This window comes from Pseudarthrobacter sp. L1SW, assembly GCF_020809045.1.
Classification (GTDB): Bacteria; Actinomycetota; Actinomycetes; order Actinomycetales; family Micrococcaceae; genus Arthrobacter.
In genome coordinates this window covers 3136617-3154902 of record NZ_CP078079.1, presented here as the reverse complement: position 1 = coordinate 3154902, position 18286 = coordinate 3136617, and the positions used below count along the sequence as shown (strand labels likewise).

At 64.2% G+C, this 18286-nt stretch carries 21 protein-coding genes; 13 read left to right on the top strand and 8 right to left on the bottom strand.

Annotated features, from left to right (window positions below; genetic code table 11):
• The first annotated feature begins 2 nt into the window (after positions 1 to 2).
• From paaD to KTR40_RS14585, 6 genes are all read left to right on the top strand, one after another.
• Positions 3 to 527 (top strand): 1,2-phenylacetyl-CoA epoxidase subunit PaaD, encoded by a 525-nt coding sequence (gene paaD / locus KTR40_RS14605; RefSeq protein WP_228406155.1) that lies wholly within the window; start codon positions 3 to 5, stop codon positions 525 to 527.
• Between the two features lie 9 nt (positions 528 to 536).
• Complete coding sequence (paaE, locus tag KTR40_RS14600) at positions 537 to 1778, top strand: 1,2-phenylacetyl-CoA epoxidase subunit PaaE (RefSeq protein WP_228404196.1); 1242 nt, start codon at positions 537 to 539, stop codon at positions 1776 to 1778.
• 42 nt (positions 1779 to 1820) lie between these two features.
• Positions 1821 to 2600, top strand: coding sequence for an enoyl-CoA hydratase/isomerase family protein (locus tag KTR40_RS14595; protein ID WP_228404195.1), 780 nt, complete (start codon positions 1821 to 1823; stop codon positions 2598 to 2600).
• Positions 2601 to 2760: 160 nt separating this feature from the next.
• On the top strand, positions 2761 to 2886 hold the full coding sequence (locus KTR40_RS19060) for a hypothetical protein (RefSeq protein ID WP_255708090.1): 126 nt from the start codon (positions 2761 to 2763) through the stop codon (positions 2884 to 2886).
• A gap of 283 nt (positions 2887 to 3169) precedes the next feature.
• Positions 3170 to 4528: a beta-propeller fold lactonase family protein gene (locus KTR40_RS14590; protein ID WP_228404194.1), complete on the top strand. Its 1359-nt coding sequence runs from the start codon at positions 3170 to 3172 to the stop codon at positions 4526 to 4528.
• A 315-nt stretch (positions 4529 to 4843) separates the two neighbouring features.
• Complete coding sequence (locus KTR40_RS14585) at positions 4844 to 5122, top strand: hypothetical protein (protein WP_228404193.1); 279 nt, start codon at positions 4844 to 4846, stop codon at positions 5120 to 5122.
• 141 nt (positions 5123 to 5263) lie between these two features.
• Here KTR40_RS14585 and KTR40_RS14580 read toward each other — a convergent pair whose 3' ends face one another.
• The 5 genes from KTR40_RS14580 to KTR40_RS14560 form a co-directional block, all read right to left on the bottom strand.
• Positions 5264 to 5848 (bottom strand): hypothetical protein, encoded by a 585-nt coding sequence (locus tag KTR40_RS14580; RefSeq protein WP_228404192.1) that lies wholly within the window; start codon positions 5846 to 5848, stop codon positions 5264 to 5266.
• Positions 5849 to 6124: 276 nt separating this feature from the next.
• Positions 6125 to 6559, bottom strand: a complete 435-nt coding sequence (locus KTR40_RS14575) for a low molecular weight phosphatase family protein (protein ID WP_228404191.1) — start codon at positions 6557 to 6559, stop codon at positions 6125 to 6127.
• On the bottom strand, positions 6556 to 7224 hold the full coding sequence (locus tag KTR40_RS14570) for an arsenate reductase ArsC (RefSeq protein WP_228404190.1): 669 nt from the start codon (positions 7222 to 7224) through the stop codon (positions 6556 to 6558). The genes KTR40_RS14575 and KTR40_RS14570 overlap by 4 nt, the downstream gene beginning before the upstream one ends.
• A gap of 26 nt (positions 7225 to 7250) precedes the next feature.
• Positions 7251 to 7673, bottom strand: coding sequence for an arsenate reductase ArsC (locus KTR40_RS14565; RefSeq protein WP_228404189.1), 423 nt, complete (start codon positions 7671 to 7673; stop codon positions 7251 to 7253).
• 66 nt (positions 7674 to 7739) lie between these two features.
• A complete protein-coding gene (locus KTR40_RS14560; protein WP_228404188.1) occupies positions 7740 to 8411 on the bottom strand; it encodes a helix-turn-helix domain-containing protein in 672 nt (223 codons plus the stop codon).
• Positions 8412 to 8457: 46 nt separating this feature from the next.
• Between KTR40_RS14560 and KTR40_RS14555 the strand changes: the two genes are divergently transcribed.
• The 7 genes from KTR40_RS14555 to galU all read left to right on the top strand — a co-directional run bounded on the left by KTR40_RS14555 (position 8458) and on the right by galU (position 14944).
• Complete coding sequence (locus KTR40_RS14555; protein ID WP_228404187.1) at positions 8458 to 9198, top strand: MIP/aquaporin family protein; 741 nt, start codon at positions 8458 to 8460, stop codon at positions 9196 to 9198.
• A 202-nt stretch (positions 9199 to 9400) separates the two neighbouring features.
• On the top strand, positions 9401 to 9985 hold the full coding sequence (locus tag KTR40_RS14550; RefSeq protein ID WP_228404186.1) for a hypothetical protein: 585 nt from the start codon (positions 9401 to 9403) through the stop codon (positions 9983 to 9985).
• Between the two features lie 2 nt (positions 9986 to 9987).
• Positions 9988 to 10269: a PqqD family protein gene (locus KTR40_RS14545; RefSeq protein WP_228404185.1), complete on the top strand. Its 282-nt coding sequence runs from the start codon at positions 9988 to 9990 to the stop codon at positions 10267 to 10269.
• 55 nt (positions 10270 to 10324) lie between these two features.
• The gene (locus tag KTR40_RS14540; RefSeq protein WP_228404184.1) at positions 10325 to 11491 is read left to right on the top strand and encodes a hypothetical protein; all 1167 of its coding nucleotides are present in this window, start codon (positions 10325 to 10327) and stop codon (positions 11489 to 11491) included.
• Between the two features lie 21 nt (positions 11492 to 11512).
• The gene (locus tag KTR40_RS14535) at positions 11513 to 13087 is read left to right on the top strand and encodes a polysaccharide biosynthesis tyrosine autokinase (protein WP_228404183.1); all 1575 of its coding nucleotides are present in this window, start codon (positions 11513 to 11515) and stop codon (positions 13085 to 13087) included.
• Positions 13088 to 13096: 9 nt separating this feature from the next.
• Positions 13097 to 13999 carry a nucleotidyltransferase family protein gene (locus tag KTR40_RS14530; protein WP_228404182.1) on the top strand — a complete coding sequence of 301 codons (903 nt, stop codon included), beginning with the start codon at positions 13097 to 13099 and terminating at the stop codon, positions 13997 to 13999.
• A 54-nt stretch (positions 14000 to 14053) separates the two neighbouring features.
• Complete coding sequence (gene galU, locus KTR40_RS14525; RefSeq protein ID WP_228404181.1) at positions 14054 to 14944, top strand: UTP--glucose-1-phosphate uridylyltransferase GalU; 891 nt, start codon at positions 14054 to 14056, stop codon at positions 14942 to 14944.
• A 19-nt stretch (positions 14945 to 14963) separates the two neighbouring features.
• On the opposite strand, the gene KTR40_RS14520 is transcribed toward galU, so the two are convergent.
• The 3 genes from KTR40_RS14520 to KTR40_RS14510 all read right to left on the bottom strand — a co-directional run bounded on the left by KTR40_RS14520 (position 14964) and on the right by KTR40_RS14510 (position 18184).
• Positions 14964 to 15362 carry a VanZ family protein gene (locus tag KTR40_RS14520; RefSeq protein WP_228404180.1) on the bottom strand — a complete coding sequence of 133 codons (399 nt, stop codon included), beginning with the start codon at positions 15360 to 15362 and terminating at the stop codon, positions 14964 to 14966.
• A gap of 331 nt (positions 15363 to 15693) precedes the next feature.
• The gene (locus tag KTR40_RS14515) at positions 15694 to 16287 is read right to left on the bottom strand and encodes an LPXTG cell wall anchor domain-containing protein (RefSeq protein ID WP_228404179.1); all 594 of its coding nucleotides are present in this window, start codon (positions 16285 to 16287) and stop codon (positions 15694 to 15696) included.
• A gap of 178 nt (positions 16288 to 16465) precedes the next feature.
• Positions 16466 to 18184 carry a DUF4012 domain-containing protein gene (locus KTR40_RS14510; protein WP_228404178.1) on the bottom strand — a complete coding sequence of 573 codons (1719 nt, stop codon included), beginning with the start codon at positions 18182 to 18184 and terminating at the stop codon, positions 16466 to 16468.
• Positions 18185 to 18286 lie beyond the last annotated feature (102 nt).

Below are 18286 nucleotides of genomic sequence, written 5' to 3'. Positions count from 1 at the left end.
CCATCTACGTCAGTGACTTTGAGAGCAAGAGTACGACGCCGGAGCAGCGCGCCTGGGACATCGCCGCCACCGTGGTGGACCCGGAGATTCCGGTACTCACCATCGCGGACCTGGGGATCCTGCGGAAGGTGGAGGTGGGACAGGACGGACACGTCAAGGTCACCATCACCCCCACATACTCGGGCTGCCCGGCCATGGACGCCATCCGGGACGACCTCACGACCGCCTTCGAAAAGGAGGGCTACCAGGACGTCGAGGTTGACCTGGTGCTCGCCCCGGCCTGGACCACGGACTGGATGACCGAAGAGGGCAAAGCGAAGCTGCAGGAGTACGGCATCGCCCCGCCCACCGGCCACTCAAAAGCAGCACGGCACGCCGGCCCCATCCGCCTGAGCATGGCCGTCAAGTGCCCGCAGTGCGCCAGCCTGAACACTAAAGAGCTCACCCGCTTCGGCTCCACCTCCTGCAAGGCGCTGTACGTCTGCCAGGACTGCAAGGAACCGTTCGATTACTTCAAAGTGCTGTAAGGAAGCCCCATGCCTGTTGTCCGCCAGACCGCCGCCGAAGAGGCGCAGGCCACCGGCCGCCGTCGTCCGTCCTTCCACACCCTCGCCGTGAAGGAGGTGCGCCGGCTCACCGAGGACGCCATCGAGGTCTCCTTCCACGTGCCCGCGGAGCTCGCCGGCCAGTTCGACTACCTGCCCGGCCAGTACGTCGCCCTGCGCACCACGCTGCCGGACGAGACGGGTGAGCCCAAGGAAATCCGCCGCAGCTACTCCATCTGCGCCGAGCCGCGCAGCTTCGCGGATGGCACCAGCGAAATCCGCGTGGCCATCAAGAAGGACCTGGGCGGGCTGTTCTCCACCTGGGCCAACGCCGAGCTGAAGGCCGGGGACACCCTGGACGTCATGAGCCCCATGGGCGCGTTCGTTTCCAAGTTCGGCCGCGACGGCCAGGCCATGGAGCAGAACCGGATGAACTCCATGAACAACCCGGAGGAGCTGGCGGGGGACGTCGCCTCCCAGGGGGAAGCGAGCTTCGTGGCAATAGCCGCCGGCTCAGGGATCACCCCGGTGATCGCGATCGCACGCACACTGCTGGCCAAGAACCCGGAGTGCCGGTTCGACCTGATTTACGCAAACAAGGCCGCCATGGACGTGATGTTCCTGGAGGAGCTCGCGGACCTGAAGGACAAGTACCCGCAGCGGCTGGCCATCCACCACGTGCTGTCCCGCGAGCAGCGGATCGCGCCGCTGCTGAGCGGAAGGATCGATTCGGAGAAGCTCCGGCAGCTGCTGGGCACCGCCATCCACGCGGACGATGTGGACGAGTGGTTCCTGTGCGGGCCGTTCGAGCTGGTGCAGCTGTGCCGGGACACCCTGGCCGAGCGCGGCGTGAAGCCGGAGAACATCCGGTTCGAGCTGTTCACGTCCGGCAAGCCGGACAAGCCGGAGGGCAACGCCGGCCGGCCCGTGCTGGTGGACGAGTCCAAGGAGACGTACAAGATCACGTTCAAGCTGGACGGCCTGCAGGGCGAGGTGGCCAGCCCCACCTACGCCCGCGAGTCCATCCTCAACGCCGCGCTGCGGGTCCGCCCGGACGTGCCGTTCGCGTGCGCCGGGGGAGTGTGCGGCACCTGCCGGGCCAAGGTGGTCACCGGCAGCGTGACCATGGACGAAAACTACGCCCTGGAGCAGGATGAGCTGGACAAGGGCTACGTGCTGACCTGCCAGAGCCACCCCACCAGCAAGGAAGTCACGGTCGACTTCGACGTCTAAGTCCCCGGTCCACCACGTCCCCGGTCCCACCAAAGGAGCCCCATGATTTCCCTCTCCATCACCAACGGCGTTGCCGAGGTTGTGCTGGACGCGCCGTACAAGCTGAACTCGCTGGACGAGCAGGCGCTGGCGGAGCTGTCCCAGGCGTACGACGACGCTGCTGCCGCCGCCTCACGCGGTGAGGTGCGGGCGCTGCTGCTGAGGGGAGAAGGCAGGGCCTTCTGCGCGGGCCGGGACATCCAGAACGTGACGCCGGAGAGTGACGACGCCGCCGCGTACCTGGGCGGGCTGGTGGAGCCGCTGCTGAAGAAGATGGCTGCCTTCCCGGCTCCGACGTTTGCTGCAGCCCATGGCGCCTGCCTGGGCGTGGGGCTGGGGCTGCTGCTGGCCACGGACGTGGTGTACGTGGCGGAGAACGCGAAGTTCGGGTCGCCGTTCGCCAAACTGGGCGCAACGCTGGACTCGGGCGGGCACTGGTACTTCACGGAGCGGCTGGGCATGCACCGTACCCTGGACCTGATCTACACCGCGGACCTGATCTCCGGGGCCGAGGCCGTGGCGCAGGGGATGTTCAGCCGCGCCATGCCCGCGGAGTCTTTGCTGGAGATCACGCGGGGGATCGTGGGCCGCGTTGCCCAAGGTGCCACCGGTGCTTTCGTGGCCAGCAAGGAACTGGTGGCGCACATCCGGGACCAGCGCCTGGGCCTCTGGGAGGCCATGCAGGAGGAGAACACCGAGCAGGCTCGGCTCTGCAAAACCGAGGATTACGCTGAAGGTTTCCGGGCATTCCAGGAGAAGCGCGCGCCGGTGTTCAAAGGATAACCGCTTGCCCTGCCCGTTGTGCTGTTTAGGCGAAGGCTTCGGCCCTATCCACGGACTCTTCTTCTGTTGTTCCCATCGTGATGCTGCGGTGGGTCACGGCGCTGGCAGGGTGCTGTCGTGGCTGACGAGTACCAGGGCGCCCTGGCATTCGACCTGTTCCATGAGGGCAGACCCTGGTTTCCTCCTGGGTGATAAGCCGGATGAGGTTGCCGAAGGAATCATTGAGGGCCACGCGCGGTTGAAAGGCCAGGGCGGGGTCCTGGTGGCCAGCCGTTCCCGGGAATGAATGGCCACGTCGAGGCCTGCGAAGAGCTGCTGTTTCCCGAAGGCCGTGGCAAACCCTTCGCCGCGAATCAGGGCGGACCCCGGGGCCAGAGCTCCAGCGGCACCACGGAAATAGGTAGTCGCGGCCCCAAAGACAGGTAACAACTACTGCTGACCGTTTGTCTGCCTGGTCGATAGGCTCCGGGTCCAGCTGTTGTATCGGGCAATGTGATCCCGGGTGCCTGCACGCACCGGAGCACGAACGCGATGCAACAGTTTCCGCTCGGAAAATGCAGGAGGAACTGATGGCGTTCAGAACAACATTGGCCCGGCGACACCAGGAACGGCGCTCCTCCCCGAGCATGGAACATCCTGGTGCAGGCGAAGGCCGGCTCCGCGGGAGTACATCCGCTTCCCTCCTGTCCCGACGGCGTGCCGCCATCATCAGCACTGTCCTCGCTGCCCTTATGCTGGCCGGTAATTTCCCGGCAACTGCCGCGGGTACGGTGACGTCCACGATCCCGGTTGGGACGCTTCCGGTTGGTGTTGCGCTCACGCCGGACGGCACGGCAGCCTACGTCACCAACAGCGGCTCCAACACAGTGTCAGTCATCGATGTGGCATCGGGGACAACGCTCTCCGCGATCCCGGTGGGGCCGGGCCCGAACGATGTCGCATTCACGCCCGACGGCTCGGAAGCCTACGTCACCAACTGGGGTTCTGACACGATTTCGGTCATCGATGTGACTTCGGGGACCGTGACCTCCACGGTCACGCTGGAGTCGAATCCGGTCAACGTTGCTTTCGTCCCGGACGGGTCGGCAGCCTATGTCACCCATGCCTCTTCCGGCGCGGTATCGGTTATCGATGTGGCGTTGGGCACCGTGACATCTACGATCACGGTCGGCTTGGGCTCGGTGGGTGTTGCGTTCACCCCGGACGGGTCGGCAGCCTATGTTACCCACCCCGCTTCCGACGCGGTGTCGGTCATAGATGTGGGGTCGGGCTCGGTGACCAAAACGATCACGGGCGGGTCGGAGCCGGCAGGCGTTGCATTCACCCCGGACGGGGCGACAGCCTATGTCACCAACAACGGATTCAACACAGTGTCGGTGATTGATGTGGAGTCTGGCACCGTGACCTCCACGATTACAGTCGGGTCACATCCGCTTGGTGTTGCGTTCACCCCTGACGGGGCGGCAGCCTACGTCGCCAATGACGGTTCCAACACAGTGTCGGTCATCGATGTGGCGTCGGGTACGGTGGCCTCGACGGTCCCGGTCGGGTCGGGCCCAACCGATGTTGCGTTCACCCCTGACGGGTCCACGGCCTACGTCACCAACTACGGTTCCAACACGGTGTCGGTCATCGATGTTAGCTCGGCACCCCCGGTGTTCACCTCGGCCACACCTCCGACCAAAGCGACAACGCGTGCCGCCTACAGCTACACGTTCACCGCCACTGGTGACCCTGCCCCGACCTTCTACGTGTCCTCAGGTGCAGTGCCCGTGGGCCTGACCTTGAACACCACCACGGGGGTCCTTTCCGGGACCCCGACCAAGGGCGGCAAGGCAACGTTTACGGTCACCGCTACCAACGGGGTCGGCCCCGACGCGACCACGGGCCCTATCACGATCACCGTGACCAAAGCCAAGGTTCGCTGAATATGACGATGTCTGGATGCCGTACGTTTGGCGCCATCCGCCAGGGCAAAGTCTGAGGCACGGATCAGGAGATTAGGGCCGCCGGCCGTTCGGGCTGGTGCACCATGCCGAGGGTGTCCGGGCTTTCCAGGAGAAGCGCGAGCCGCAGTTTCGGGGTTAGGCGCCTGTGGGGCCAAGCCCGGTGGGGGCTTAGGTAGGGAGCGGTTCCCTGGACGTGGGTAAGTACGGTTGGCCCGTTGGAAACGGGTATCACCTACTCGTGTAACCCGCGTGGCCTGGTTGTTCAATGGAAGTGCCGGCGAGGCGAGGGGCTTAGTGGCCACGGCTCCCGCCGCAGCATTCGCCGGCACCACCCTCGCGGCGGTTGGACGAATGAGTCTCCTGGTGACCCGGGACGATTCAGGAACGGCGGGAACCATGCGAACCAGAATGTCCACCGGGGATGGAATCAAACTCGAGGCCTGCCCCCACCAGTTTGTTGGCCGGTGCGATGACTGTTCCGCGTCGGCTGCGCTCACGGAATCGGACCAGATGGTGACGGATGAAGGCGGAACCACTTTCTCGGCCGAGTCCGGGCCCTACCCGTCCACATAGGTGGTCCGCCCGGCTCTGCAAGAAGCGGGAGCCCAGGTTCTCCGGCCTCGGCAACTGACCTGGTGCCAAGGCCGGAGAGGACTGCAAAGGCCGCAACGTCGTCGGACATAACCCCAGCGAACTGTCAGGGCCTGCCCAATCTCAACTGCCGGTTATCGCCACCAACATCGTGGCGCCCTTGGATGTTGAAATATAGGCGTTCTCGAAGGAGAGGGTCCCGGTAACTGTTGCCTGCTGCGTTGTGCCCCGGACCGCGGTCCGCTGCACATACTGACCGGGCAGGACACTCCTGGACGTCGTGCCGCCGCGTTCCACCACTCCGGTGCCCTGCCAGGTGAGGTCCAGGTAGATCTGGGACCCGTCAGAGAGCGGCACTGTGGCTACGGCATGCGCGGAATTCCGGTCCACGGTGAAGGTTTCGGTAGGTGCTTCGCCATAGGCTGAGGAGCCCTCCCAGGTGCACTGGTTGAAGGTAGAGGAAAAGTAGAACACGGTAGTGCCGCCGTCCGCGGCGGTTCCGGCGCCGGCAGACGTGCTGCTGTAGGTGCACCCGTCGGCAGACACAGAGTTGGTGTAGGCCTGGGCGTACTCGGAGCTGTACTGCACCCTGAAGACCGTTGCGGCCGACGCGGGCGGCGCCGCAAGGAGGGCACCGCCCAACGAGGCGAGCAAACCGGCGACGGTCGCGGTGATGCGGGTTCTTTGGCGTAAGTCTGTTGAATGCATGGGGGCCTCTTCCTTTTCGCCGGCTTCCCGGGGCGGGGGCCGGTTCCCGAAATGTACTACCGCGTAGGGAACGCAAACAGGGTCTTTTGGCCGCCTGCTTCTTGACACGTGGCCAGGCGGACCTACACTAGGCCATGCCCGTGACAGGCCGAGCCGTCTCTGCCGCGGTGCTGCTCGTTATTGGGGCGGTGCTGGCTGTGCTGGTCCACTACGGTTTCATGGCAATGTACAGCGGCGTGAGTGAGGAAAATTCCCGCCACGAAGAGGAGGCACGCCCTAGCTCCCGGTGAGCTCCGCGTACAGCTTCTGGACCCGGTTCCGGATGTCGTCACGGACCAGGCGCATGCGTTCCATGCCTTCGATACCGCGCTCAGAGGGTTCGTCCGTTTCCCACACCTCCAAGCGGGTGCCCTCGGGGGCGTCAAGCTCCGCCTCGGTGCCCAGGACGATGACGGCGTCCACCGTGTCCAGGACCTCGTCGGTGACGGGTTTGGGGTGTTCGCCGGTGATGTCGATCCCCAGTTCGGTCAGGGATTCAACGGCCTGCGGGTTGAGGGACGTGCCGGGCTTGGTGCCCGCGGAGTAGACGTCGACGGCGTCTCCCGCGGCTTCGCGCATGAGGCCGGCGGCGAGCTGGGACTTGCCGCCGTTCTTGCTGCAGACGAAGAGCACGGACGGGGTCTTCTGCGTGCCGGTGGGTTCGGTGGTCATGGCTGCGTTGTTTCCTTTGTGAGTGAGGCGGCCAGGCTCTTGACCCTGCCGTGGATCTGGTCGCGGATCTCCCGCACGGTTTCAAGCGGCTGGCCTGCCGGGTCCGGCAGTTCCCAGTCCTCGTAGCGTTTGCCGGGATAGATGGGGCACGAATCGCCGCAGCCCATGGTGACCACCACGTCCGAGGCACGGACCACGTCGTCGGTCAGGGGCTTGGGGTAGGTCCGTGCCAGGTCCAGGCCCATCTCGGACAGGACTGCCACGACGGCGGGATCCAGCTGGGCCGCCGGCAGGGAACCTGCGGAGCGGACGTTGATCCGGCCTTTGGCCTCGACGGTCAGCAGCGCCGCGGCCATCTGGGACCGGCCAGCATTCTGCACGCAGACGAACAAAACCTCCGGAACCTCGGAGGCGATCGCTCCCTTGGACTTGGCCAGGGCGGCAAGCCGGTCACCGGCGAAGTGCTCGGTGGTGGCGGGCAGGTGGCTGGTGATCTTCGCCGTCCGCGCCAGCGCGGCGTAGGACTCGAAGACGTACCGCTCCACGGTTTCGGTCGCGAAGATCCCGGAGAATCGCTCGCCGAGGCGGGCGCTGATGCGGTGCAGGAGTTCGGTGTTGTCCTGCAGCCCCAGGCTGGTGTCACGGTTTTCGCTGTTGCTGCTCACGGGTATCACTCCTGGTCCGGGACGGGCTACTTGGCAGCGGGGATGAGGGATTCGATCAGGTTCTCGACGCGTGCTTTGATCTGGTCGCGGATGGGCCGGACGGATTCCACGCCCTTGCCGGCGGGGTCTTCCAGGACCCAGTCCTCGTAGCGCTTGCCCGGGAAGTACGGGCATTCGTCGCCGCAGCCCATGGTGATCACCACGTCGGATTCCTTCACTGCCTCCGTGGTGAGGACTTTCGGGACCTCGGCGGACATGTCGATGCCCACCTCCGCCATGGCTTCCACCGCGGACGGGTTGATCTTGTCCGCGGGCTGGGAGCCGGCGGACCGCACCTCGATGGAACCCTTGCCGAGCGTGGTGAGGAAGGCCGCGGCCATCTGGGAGCGGCCGGCGTTGTGGACGCAGACGAACAGAACGGAAGGCTTCTTTGTGGTTTCGGTACTCATTGGTTTCTCCTGGAGTCACTGAGGTGGAACAGCCTGCTTGGGACGCGGCGGGGGACAGGGCCGCCCTCAGGCGGCGTGCAGCCGCGGCGCGAGGCCGTTGATGCGGTGGGAGATGTCCTCGAAGGCGTATTCGAAGGCTTCCTTGGTGTTGATCCGCAGGGGGTCCGGCACGGACCAGTGGGTGGCGCCGAGGCTGGTGAGTTCCTCATGGGCGTTATCGCAGACGGTGACCACGAAGTCGCCACCGGCGATCCTGCCCAGTTTCCTGGGTGGAACCTCCGGCAGGGCTACTCCGTGATGGCGGGCGACGTCGATGGCGCCTTGGGCGATGCGCTCCGCCGGGTGCGTCCCGGCCGAGGTGGAGGGAATGTCGCTGACCTGGCGCCAGAGGGCGGCAGCCAGTTGGGAGCGGGCGCTGTTCCGAGTGCAGACAAACAGGATGCGGGCGGCACCGTGCTCCACCCCGGGCGCGAGTCCCTCCAGCGCGCCCGGGGCGAGCCGGATGTAGCTGCGGCGCCTGTCCGCCTCGGAGCGGTGCCGGGTGGCCAGGGCGGCTCCTTCCAGGACGCGCAGGTGGTGGGACAGCAGGTTTGAGGGCATGCCCAGCTCGGCCTGGAGTTCCGTGGGTGAGAAGTCCCCGAGGGTCAGCAGATCAACAATGCGCAGCCGCGCCGGATCGGCCAGGGCCGCATGCTTGGCCACCCGCGACTGGAACGCATCTGCTGGTTCAGTATTCATTGACTCAATTTTGACTGAGGTAATCTCGTCGGTCAAGCTTGGTGCCATGACTACTAACCAGCCGCCGCTGTGGCGCCGCGCCCTTGCTGAATTTCTTGGCACCAGCCTGCTTGTGATGGTCGTTGTGGGCTCCGGGATTATGGCCCAGCAGCTATCTTCCGGCGATGTTGGCCTCCAGCTTCTGCAGAACAGCACTGCCACCATGCTGGGCCTGACCGTCCTGATCCTCGTATTCGGGCCGGTCAGCGGCGCGCACTTCAATCCCGTCGTCTCGCTCGTGGACTTGATCCTGGGCCGGCGCAGCGGCACGGGCCTTGCCCTGCCCGAGCTCGGGGCCTACGTGGCCGCGCAGACCCTCGGTGCGATCAGCGGCAGCGTGGTGGCGAATGCCATGTTTGAGGTGGGGACCTCCATCTCGGTCAAGGACCGGGCCACTGGCGGGCATCTGCTCGGAGAAGTCGTTGCAACGGCCGGACTTATCCTGCTGATCTTCACTCTCGCCGCCACCAAGCGGGGAGTGCTGGCCGCGCCCGCGGTCGGCGCCTACATCGGGGCCGCGTACTGGTTCACATCCTCCACCTCCTTCGCGAACCCCGCGGTGACTGTCGGCCGCATCTTCAGTGACACCTTCGCCGGCATCGCACCCGCCTCCGTGCCCGCGTTCGTCATCGCCCAGCTCGTGGGCGCGGCTGCAGGCCTGGGCCTCCTGCTCCTCCTGTTTCCCTCTGCCGGGGGCGCCGCCGACGATGTGGTCCTCCCGCACCAGGCGGGCGGGGCCAAGGCCTGACCAGGAACCCCAGAACCCTTATCACTGCAGGTCAAGCGCATTTTCCTGCGGCATTTTCCCTGATCTTGACCGAACCTTGCAGGTTGGTTGCAGGAATCTTTCGCCAGCTTCGAAAGAGTAGGCGAAGCCGGGGAATCCCGGCCAAAGTTCGCGGCCCGTCTTCAAGGACCGGCCGGGCTGGAAAACATACTTGGGAGCAGACTTGTCTGAGGTTCTGAACGCGAAGGTCAGTGGCGGCAAAGCACACGGCGTCAGCCGGCGCAGGGTAATTGCTGGAGTGGCATGGACAGTGCCGGTGATCGCCACCGCCATTGCTGCCCCCGCAGCGGCGGCATCCGGCCTTAGTACCACAGCAGCACTGGTGGGCGCCGGCTCGGCCATCACCTTCACCAGTTCAACGGCTACCGGATCCGGCACGAACCACACAGGTACCGGTCCGACGGGCTTCCAGATCGTCAATAGCGGTGCTGCCTTTACCGGTGCTATCACCGGCACCATCAACATCAAGCCAACAGGAACAGTGACCGCGGGAGTCGGCGTCCAGTCCATCACCTCCGCCACCCTGACATCGCCGTCATACACTGCCGCCCACGACTTCAACGCCACCTTCACCTATGCAGGCGGTTTGACCGCTGGCCAGACTTTGAATTTCCCTGTCTCCTTCCAGTACGAGCGCGTCACTCCCGCACCCTCGAAGGTCACCTGCAGCTACACGTTGACCATCACCCTCCGGCTGCCGGACGGGACGGACCGGATCCTGACCGGCACCCTGACTGTGGCGTACTGACCATGGTCTGGAAACGCGGTGGCCTCGTGGCGGAAGCGCGGGCGGAGGGGCAGGGACGCGTCGCCCTGCTGCACCTCGACGCAACGCAGCCCGTGGTCCTTGAAGGCCCGGCTGCAGCCATCTGGGACCTAATCGACGGCCAGCGGACGCAGCAGGATCTCCTGGCTGAGCTTGAGGCCACCTTCGAGGACCAGTCGGGCCAGATGCAGGCCCAGGTGGAAAGCTTCCTGGCTGGCCTTGAGGCCCAGTCCCTGATCGAGGCTGCCAGCGGCGAGTCCCGGTGACGGCATGAGGGCCGCAGGAGTCCTGGGGAACACTCGTTTGGCGTGGCAGGACCGCTTGGTCGAGGAACTGGCAAAGGGCAGCGATCTGCTGTCCCTGGACATCCTGGGAACCCAGTTCGCGGTCAGCTGGGGCCGTGCGGTGACGTGGCAGCAGCGGGATTCCATGCGCTCGGCATGGGCACGGTGTGCCGGCGGCCGCAGGCCCCTGCTTCCGCCGCGGCCGCTGGAACCCACCGCGGACCAGCCGTTCACGGCGTCGGTCGCCTATCGGTCACGGAAGTACGACGCCGGCACGTTCCAGCTGCGGTCCGCCTCCTTCGCGGAGCTGGCTGAGCACCTCACGTCCCGGCTCACAGTGGAGGTCATCCTGGCCAATGCGGGCCGCCTGACGATGCTCCACGCATGCGGAGTGGCGGATCCCGCCACGGGTGCGGTGGTGGCGCTTGTGGCCAGGTCGGGAACGGGCAAAACCACCGCGGCCTCGGTGCTGGCCGGGACCTACGGGTATGTCACGGACGAGACCGTGGCCATCGCCCGGGACGGCTCGGTGGTTCCATACCCCAAGCCGCTGTCCGTCAAGCAGGGACCCGTACTTCCCAAGCGGCAGGTGGGGCCGGATGAGCTCGGTCTTCAGCCGGCGCCTGAAGAACCCTTTATCCAGTCCGTCGTGCTGCTCAACCGGGTCCCCAGCGGCCGCCCTGCCGCGCCAGTGCTCGAAAGGGTCCCGCTGGCTGACGCGGTGCTCGCCCTGATCCCGGATTCGTCCTCGCAGGGGGAGATGGTGGAGCCGCTGCAGTCGCTGTGCCGCCTGGTCGACGGCATAGGGGGAGTGTGGCAGGTGACCTACTCTGAAGCCGCTGATCTTCCGGCCGCCCTGGAGCCGCTGTTCCGGTCGCAGACCGGGAGCGCAGGCGAGTGGGAAGCCCCCGCAGCAGACGACGCCCACGCCGGACCCGTCCCGGAGGGCTTCATCCGGCGTGCAGCACCCAAGGACGCCGTGGTTATCGGCGGCGACCTCCTCGTGATGCTGGACAACGAGATTGTGCGGCTCAGCGGGATCGGCCCGGCCATCTGGGAAGCATCCGCCAACCCAATACAGCCGGACAGGCTCGCCGAAGAAGTCGGCAAGGTGCACGGCACCCCAGAAGGCTACCGGGACGCCGTCGCCGCAGCCACAGAACAACTGGTCGCCAAGTCGGTCCTGGAACAGGGCCGCAAGTAGGTTTGAGTGGAAGGAACCACCATGAGCACAGCAGCACCCCCGGCGGAAGCGCCCGCAGGCATGGACCTGGCGGACTACCTCCGGGTCCTTCGGGTCTACTGGAAGGCCATTGTCGCCTTCACCCTCCTGGCCACGCTGGCGGCGTTCGGCTGGACCGTCCTCCAGCCCAAGATCTACTCCTCCGATTCCAGCGGCATTGTGGTCACGCCGGGCTCGGACAACGTAAGCCTGTCACTGGCCGGCGACAGCCTGGCGAAGGCCAAGGTCAAGAACTACGAGTCCGTGGCAAAGTCGCGGCTCGTGGCGGACCGGGTCATCGCCTCCCTTGAGCTGAACACCACAGCGGACGCCCTTCTCGGCAGCATCAGCGTGAAGGTCCCGCTGGACACCGCAGAGATCCGGGTGACCGCCCTCTCCACGGACCCCGCCACAGCACAACGCGTGGCCGACGCCTGGGTCAACGGCCTCGCCGCCCAGGTGGAAGCGATCGAAACGGCACCTCCCGCCGAAACTACCGGTGAGCCCGGAACAGCAACGGCGGACGCCGTGACGCCCGTGACTCCCACGGCAACGGCCGTGCGTGTGCTTCCCTTGGGCAAGGCAGTCCTTCCCACCAGCCCCACGTCGCCCAACACCAAGCTCAACCTGCTGTTGGGCGCGGTTGTCGGCCTGGCCCTCGGCGTGGCCTACGCGCTGATCCGCCGGCACCTGGACCGGCGCATCCGCAAGGCTGCCGACGTCGAACGCCTCTTCGGTGTCCCCGTGGTCGGCACCCTGCCGCTGGACCACCGCCTGGACCAGAAAAGCACCATCCTGGACGCGGACACCGAGGCGGAGGTCCACGACGCCGGCGGAGCCATGGCGGAGGCCCTCCGGGAGCTGCGGACCAACCTCAGCTTCCTGGACGTGGACCAGCCGCCGCGGATCATTGTGGTCACCAGCTCCGTGCAGGCGGAAGGCAAGTCCACGGTCACGGCAAACCTGGCGGTCACCATGGCGGCCGCCGGCGAGAACGTCGTGGTGGTCGACGGCGACCTCCGCCGGCCCACGCTGGTGGACGTTTTCAACCTTGTTCCGGGAGTGGGCGTCACCGACGTCCTCACCGGTACCGCCGAGTTGGCGGACGTCCTCCAGCCGTGGGGTGCCCTGCCGAATCTGTCAGTCCTCGGCTCAGGCCGCATCCCGCCCAACCCCAGTGAACTGCTGGGGTCCCAGGCCATGAGGAATATGCTCAACCGCCTGGCGGAAGACGCAATTGTCCTGATCGACGCCCCGCCGCTGCTGCCGGTGACGGATGCCGCGGTCCTCTCCCGGGCGGCGGACGGAGCCATCGTGGTGATCCGGACGGGCAGGACAACGCAGGAGCAGCTTGCACAGTCCCTGGGGAACCTGGACAAGGTCAAGGGCCGGATCCTCGGCGCCGTCCTCAATTACGTGCCCACCAAGGGAACCGACGCCTACTCCTACTACGGAACGTATACGTCCGCGCCCAGCCCGAAGCCTGCCGCCGCATCCCGGCGCCCTGGCGCAGAACCGGACAGGGATGTCCAAGTCCCAATGGAAGCCGCGCTCAGCGGCCGCAGGGCAAGGGACTAGGCGGTTCCCGTGGCGGACAACGGCAGTGCAACGCAGCTCAGCATCTCCGAGGCCGTCCTCCTGGGCCACACCCTGGTGGCGAGGGTGGCGGACTGCCTGGACATTCGGGCCTTCTTCATCAAGGGGCCGGCGAGTGTGGCACAGGGCCTGCGCCAGCCCAAAACGTCAGCGGACGTGGACGTCTACGTGGAACCCTCCAGCGTCGAACGGATGCTGCAAGGCCTGCGGGAACGCGGCTGGCGGGAACGCCCCGTGGATCCTGACAGCAGAACGTTTCCCAAGCATTCCTTTACCCTCGACCATCCAGAATGGCCGTGCTGCATCGACGTCCACTTCCGCTTTCCGGGGATGGAGATGGCCGCCGAGGAGTGTTTTGAGGTGATGTGGGCCAGCACCGAAACCCTTGAGCTGGCCGGACAGCAGGTGCGCGTCCCCTCCAAGGCGCTGGGAATCCTGATCCTGGCACTGCATGCCCTGAGATCGCCCCAGCTGCCTGCGTGCCGGAAGGAACTCGAATTTCTGGCTGACATCACGAAGCGTTACTCCCACGCGCCAGCCATCTTTGAGATCGCGACGGCGACTGGCTCATTGGCGGCGATGCGCACCTTCCTTGAGGACCTCTTGCCCGACACCACCGTACCTGAGTGGCCTGAGCCGTCAATGGAGTGGCGCAACCGGCTGATGGCCAGGGAACCGGGGAGCGCCCGGCTCGTGGCGATCGTCCGGGCGCCGTGGCGGGAGAAGCCTGGGATGCTGTGGCGCGCTATGTTCCCGCCTCCTGAGGTCCTCCTGAGTCAAAACATCTACGCTGACATGTCGCTCCGGGGCCAGCTCGCGCAGTATCGGGCCAGATGGGCAAGATTCCTCCGTTCAGCTCCGCGGCTCGTGCGCGATCTCCGCGGACTTCGGTAAGCCCTTTAGGCGGAGAAATTGCCTTTGTCTACACCTGATTTGTAAGGTTCAGCTATGACTACGGGGAAAGCTATCACCAAAGCCGTCATTCCTGCTGCCGGATTGGGGACTCGCTTCCTGCCCGCAACCAAGGCAATGCCGAAGGAAATGCTGCCGGTCGTGGACCGGCCGGCCATCCAGTACGTCGTTGAGGAAGCCGTGAAGTCCGGCCTTACCGACCTCCTGATGATTACGGGGCGCAACAAGCGCTCCTTGGAGGACCACTTCGACCGCGAGCCGGGTCTCGAGCGTGCACTGGAGCTAAAGGGCGACAAGGACCGCTTGGAGTCCGTGCAGTACGCCTCGGAACTTGGCCCCATCCACTACGTCCGCCAGGGCGAGGCCAAGGGCCTGGGCCACGCGGTGCTGTGCGCCAGCCAGCACGTGGGCAACGAACCTTTTGCGGTCCTGCTCGGCGACGACCTCATTGACGAGGCCGAGGACCTGCTCACCACCATGATGGATGTGCAGCAGAAGACCGGCGGCTCCGTCATCGCCCTGATCGAGGTTGATCCGTCCCAGATCAGCGCTTACGGCTGTGCGGACATCACAGCGGTCGACGGCGAGGATTACGTCCGCGTCAACAGTCTCGTTGAAAAGCCTGCCGTAGGGGAGGCGCCGTCCAACCTTGCGGTGATCGGCCGGTACGTGCTGCACCCGTCCGTGTTCGGCGTCCTGGAGAACACCGAGCCGGGCCGCGGCGGTGAGATCCAGCTGACCGACGCATTGCAGACCCTGGCCGCCGTTGAGGGCGAAGGCTCCGGCGTCTACGGTGTTGTCTTCAAGGGCCGCCGCTTCGACACCGGCGACAAGCTGAGCTACCTCAAGGCCGTAATTACGCTGGCGTCAGAGCGCGTTGAGTTCGGCGAGGACCTGAAGACCTGGATGAAGGGCTTCGTCAGCTAGTTTCGCGTTCCACTGACTTCTAGAGGTCCGCTGCCGAAAGGTGGCGGGCCTCTAGTTTTCTGAGCGCCCACCCGGTCAGGAGCGCGCCTGTGACTGCTCCTGACGTGTTTGTCACGAGGTCTTGCGGGGTCGAAAAGCGGTCGTGAAGAAATAGCAGCTGGCCCAGCTCCATGCAGCCGGAAATCAGCAGGCCAAATGCTCCAACCTGCCACCAGCATTTATCAGGAAAGGCCAGCGAGCTCACTATTCCTAGCGGCACGAAGAGCGCTACATTTGCCGATGCCTCAACAAATTTGTAGTTGAACCAAGCTGGAATTCCGTGAAGATGAAGGAAATCCATCGCAGCAGCCAGTTGACCTTGTACAGGCTGATCAACGGGGCTTGGCCAAAACGCAATGACGGATAGGGCAATCAGCATGGCGGCGAGGAGGACCTGCCAAAGCCTGTGGTCGCGGAGGTGCCACAAGCTGGGCCTCAGGGGGTCCGTAGAAGGGCTAATGCCGTAGTCGCGGTGGCGAATGCGGCCAGAAGTAAAAGAAGGGCGTAACGGAGCACCTGTGGGCGGGGGAGTGGTATGGAGAAGTCGAACTCTCTCGGTGTTCTGCTCCAATGTCTCCCCATAGCTCATATTGATACCACAGTCCGGCCGCCAGCCTTCGTTGCTTAGCTCGTTAATCCTTAAAGAAGGAAGGTGGGTGTTCCCCATTTCTGGAGTACACCCACCTTCTTCGGTGGATTGCCTGTCGCTGTTAGGCAGCAGCCTCAGCCTTGGCGCGGCGGCGAACAACAACAACCGAAGTTGCGCCGGCAGCCAGTGCTCCTGCCCCAACGAGGGTCCAGAGGATCAGACCGGAATCAGCGCCGGTGTTGGCCAGGCCACTGCCGGTGTTAGCCAGCGGGGCGCCGCCCGTGTTGGCGAGTGAAGCGGCGACCTTAACCGTCACTGGACCGACTGTTACGCCTGAGGTGTTGCCGGTTGCCGTGATGGAGTAGGTGCCGGCTTCGCTGATGGAAATGGGAAGCGAGAACCGACCCTGCGCGTCAGCCGTCGTGCTGAGAGTGCTCGGGGCCAAGTAAAGGTTGATTTTCGCAGCTACAGCTGCACCACCGGCGATGCTTGCGCCGTCCGAGGCCGGAGCGTCACCCGGAGTCACTGTGATCGTGAGAGTTTCACCGGCAAGGAACCCCTGGCCACTGAAAATGAAGTCTTCGCCCGGGCCTACGACGCCGTCAGAAACTGCGGCCTGCGGCGGAAGGGCGGGGTAGGTGGCTGCCATGGAAGGAGCCGCCCCTACAAGGGCAATAGAACCGGCAAGCGCGAGTGCTGCGAGTGTTTTTTTCATGTGTCCCCCCGGAGACGTATAAGTTTTTTGATTACCCGATATCGGGGTGTTCCCCTCCGCACGAGACCTGTGTGCAGAACTACGGATAGATATCCCAAGTAAGAAGCTACCATCTGCTCTTGCGTGTGAGCAATCTCAATCCAGTCGGTTTACATAGTGTTAACGAGTTATCCATTGTCTACCCGCAGGCCGCGTTTTCCATCGGCAACTTTACGTCCTTTACATCTTGGACGGTAGGTGTGACAACTACGTTAGGTTCCGTATGCTGCACAATCTTTCCAAACGTGAAGTCGACCGTTCTGCTTTCGCCTGGTGCTAGTCGGACGGCCAGCACCCCTACGGGTCTGTTGCTATGTAGATAGGGTGCAAACCCGGTCTTCTGCCCGTCCAGCCGTGCGGTCTCCACGGTGGCTTGGGCTGGGCCGTAGGCAACGATGTTAGTCTGAACCGATCCTGGCGGCACTCCGAAGACTCCAGCCCCAGTCACGTAGGCCGGCAAGGACGTCGCTGCGTCGGCTGGAGCATTATTCGTACTAGTGACGCGTACGGTCGTGTTCTCATATCCATCTTTTGGACATTCCCTAATCAGTTGGACTGTGCGCTCTACGTAATAGTCCATCTTGGCGCCGGTACCGTCGTTAAAGTAGACGCCGAACTGGGCCGCTGGAACGCTTGACCCTGCGATAGAACCGCTAAGTGGATATGTACCGATGATCGACTGTTCCCATTCCGTCGCAGACCAAAGAGAGATGCGACCCTCGGTTACCCCACGCGAAAGACCAGAAATGAGGTCTTTCGGATCAGTCTGTTCGCTCGAAAGGGCGCGAAAGATTTCCTGGGCCACCCCAGCGAAGTAGGCGTCTTGCAGCTTGGGTTCTTCAATTCTTGCGTAAACCTCCGAAAGGAGAGTTGGCACGACGTTTTGGCCGTTCAGTTCCGTGGGTAGCCCAAGGCTCGTCACCTGTGAAAGCTCATTTCCGCTGATGCGGACCGGGCCCGTGGCATTGAGAAGATAACTCAGCGCAACTGGGTCAACCGAAACCACACCATCGAGGCGTTGACCGGTCTTACGCTCCCACATGGCCGCGGCCGTTCTGGCCGCAGTAGGGAAATCAGGTGTTAGATTTACGTCCTGCATGAATTTGCCCAAGCGTCTTGAGTAGATCTGTTGCTGGACTTCATCCAGAGCGATAACAGGGGACATCGTGCCTATCTCACCCGCGCTGCTTTGTGCTCCCAGTGAGAGCTTCCCGCTGTGAAGCTCTAGAACGGCCAGTGCTCCAGGAATACCGCCCGACGCGCGAGACTCGGCGTTGTTTTGCACCATGAGCAAATAGTTCCTAGGGGTTCCAGCTCCCATCATATTGGGCAGCAGTCGTGCAGCGTCCGCAGATGCATCGAGAGCGCCCGTCACCTCTCGTAGCTGGTCCCTAACCTCCACGAGCGGTCTGGCAACCTGAGGCCAGAGGCCGTCAGCATCAATTCCATCCAGTCGTTCGGACGAAGCCCGAACAGCATGAGCAGCTGAACTAACAGAGGGAGAAGCAGCCTTCAAGGACCCCAGGTTTGAAGCCGTTCCGCTAGGTACCAAGGTCTTCCAGTCCAGCGAATGGAAGACTTTTGCAAGGGGCGCCAGTCCTAAGTTAGCCACGTCGTCTGCCGATTGCGTGACCTCAGTAACGGCAGCAAAATTGGCTCCGATTCCTGGAACAGCGGAGGCCAGGGTCCAGATAGGATCTTCCGCAGATTGCTTGGCTGCTGTCGTATGGACGCGCAACTGGTCAACTGTCGAAATAGCACCTTCAGTGTCCTGGCTGGCTACCTCACTCTTTAAAGGCGCGATCAACACGCTTGCCGCGTTTAGCTCGTCCCTTATGGTCGCTGCCTTGGTCGCCAACCAAGCTGCTGCCGCGACAGCGACAACGACAACGGTTCCACAAAGTGCTAGCACTATGAGCGAACGATTCCTCCGGCGCCCAAGCTGTCTACGTGATTTGGT

Excerpts from the sequence above, each read along its gene's own strand:
- KTR40_RS14575 (WP_228404191.1), bottom strand. The coding sequence starts at position 6,559 with ATGACCACCGAACCCACCGGCACGCAGAAGACCCCGTCCGTGCTCTTC.
- KTR40_RS14515 (WP_228404179.1), bottom strand. The coding sequence starts at position 16,287 with ATGAAAAAAACACTCGCAGCACTCGCGCTTGCCGGTTCTATTGCCCTT.
- KTR40_RS14520 (WP_228404180.1), bottom strand. The coding sequence starts at position 15,362 with ATGCTGATTGCCCTATCCGTCATTGCGTTTTGGCCAAGCCCCGTTGAT.
- paaE (WP_228404196.1), top strand. The coding sequence starts at position 537 with ATGCCTGTTGTCCGCCAGACCGCCGCCGAAGAGGCGCAGGCCACCGGC.
- KTR40_RS14535 (WP_228404183.1), top strand. The coding sequence starts at position 11,513 with ATGAGCACAGCAGCACCCCCGGCGGAAGCGCCCGCAGGCATGGACCTG.
- KTR40_RS14580 (WP_228404192.1), bottom strand. The coding sequence starts at position 5,848 with ATGCATTCAACAGACTTACGCCAAAGAACCCGCATCACCGCGACCGTC.
- galU (WP_228404181.1), top strand. The coding sequence starts at position 14,054 with ATGACTACGGGGAAAGCTATCACCAAAGCCGTCATTCCTGCTGCCGGA.
- KTR40_RS19060 (WP_255708090.1), top strand. The coding sequence starts at position 2,761 with ATGAGGGCAGACCCTGGTTTCCTCCTGGGTGATAAGCCGGATGAGGTT.
- KTR40_RS14560 (WP_228404188.1), bottom strand. The coding sequence starts at position 8,411 with ATGAATACTGAACCAGCAGATGCGTTCCAGTCGCGGGTGGCCAAGCAT.
- KTR40_RS14590 (WP_228404194.1), top strand. The coding sequence starts at position 3,170 with ATGGCGTTCAGAACAACATTGGCCCGGCGACACCAGGAACGGCGCTCC.
- KTR40_RS14595 (WP_228404195.1), top strand. The coding sequence starts at position 1,821 with ATGATTTCCCTCTCCATCACCAACGGCGTTGCCGAGGTTGTGCTGGAC.
- KTR40_RS14555 (WP_228404187.1), top strand. The coding sequence starts at position 8,458 with ATGACTACTAACCAGCCGCCGCTGTGGCGCCGCGCCCTTGCTGAATTT.
- KTR40_RS14545 (WP_228404185.1), top strand. The coding sequence starts at position 9,988 with ATGGTCTGGAAACGCGGTGGCCTCGTGGCGGAAGCGCGGGCGGAGGGG.
- KTR40_RS14565 (WP_228404189.1), bottom strand. The coding sequence starts at position 7,673 with ATGAGTACCGAAACCACAAAGAAGCCTTCCGTTCTGTTCGTCTGCGTC.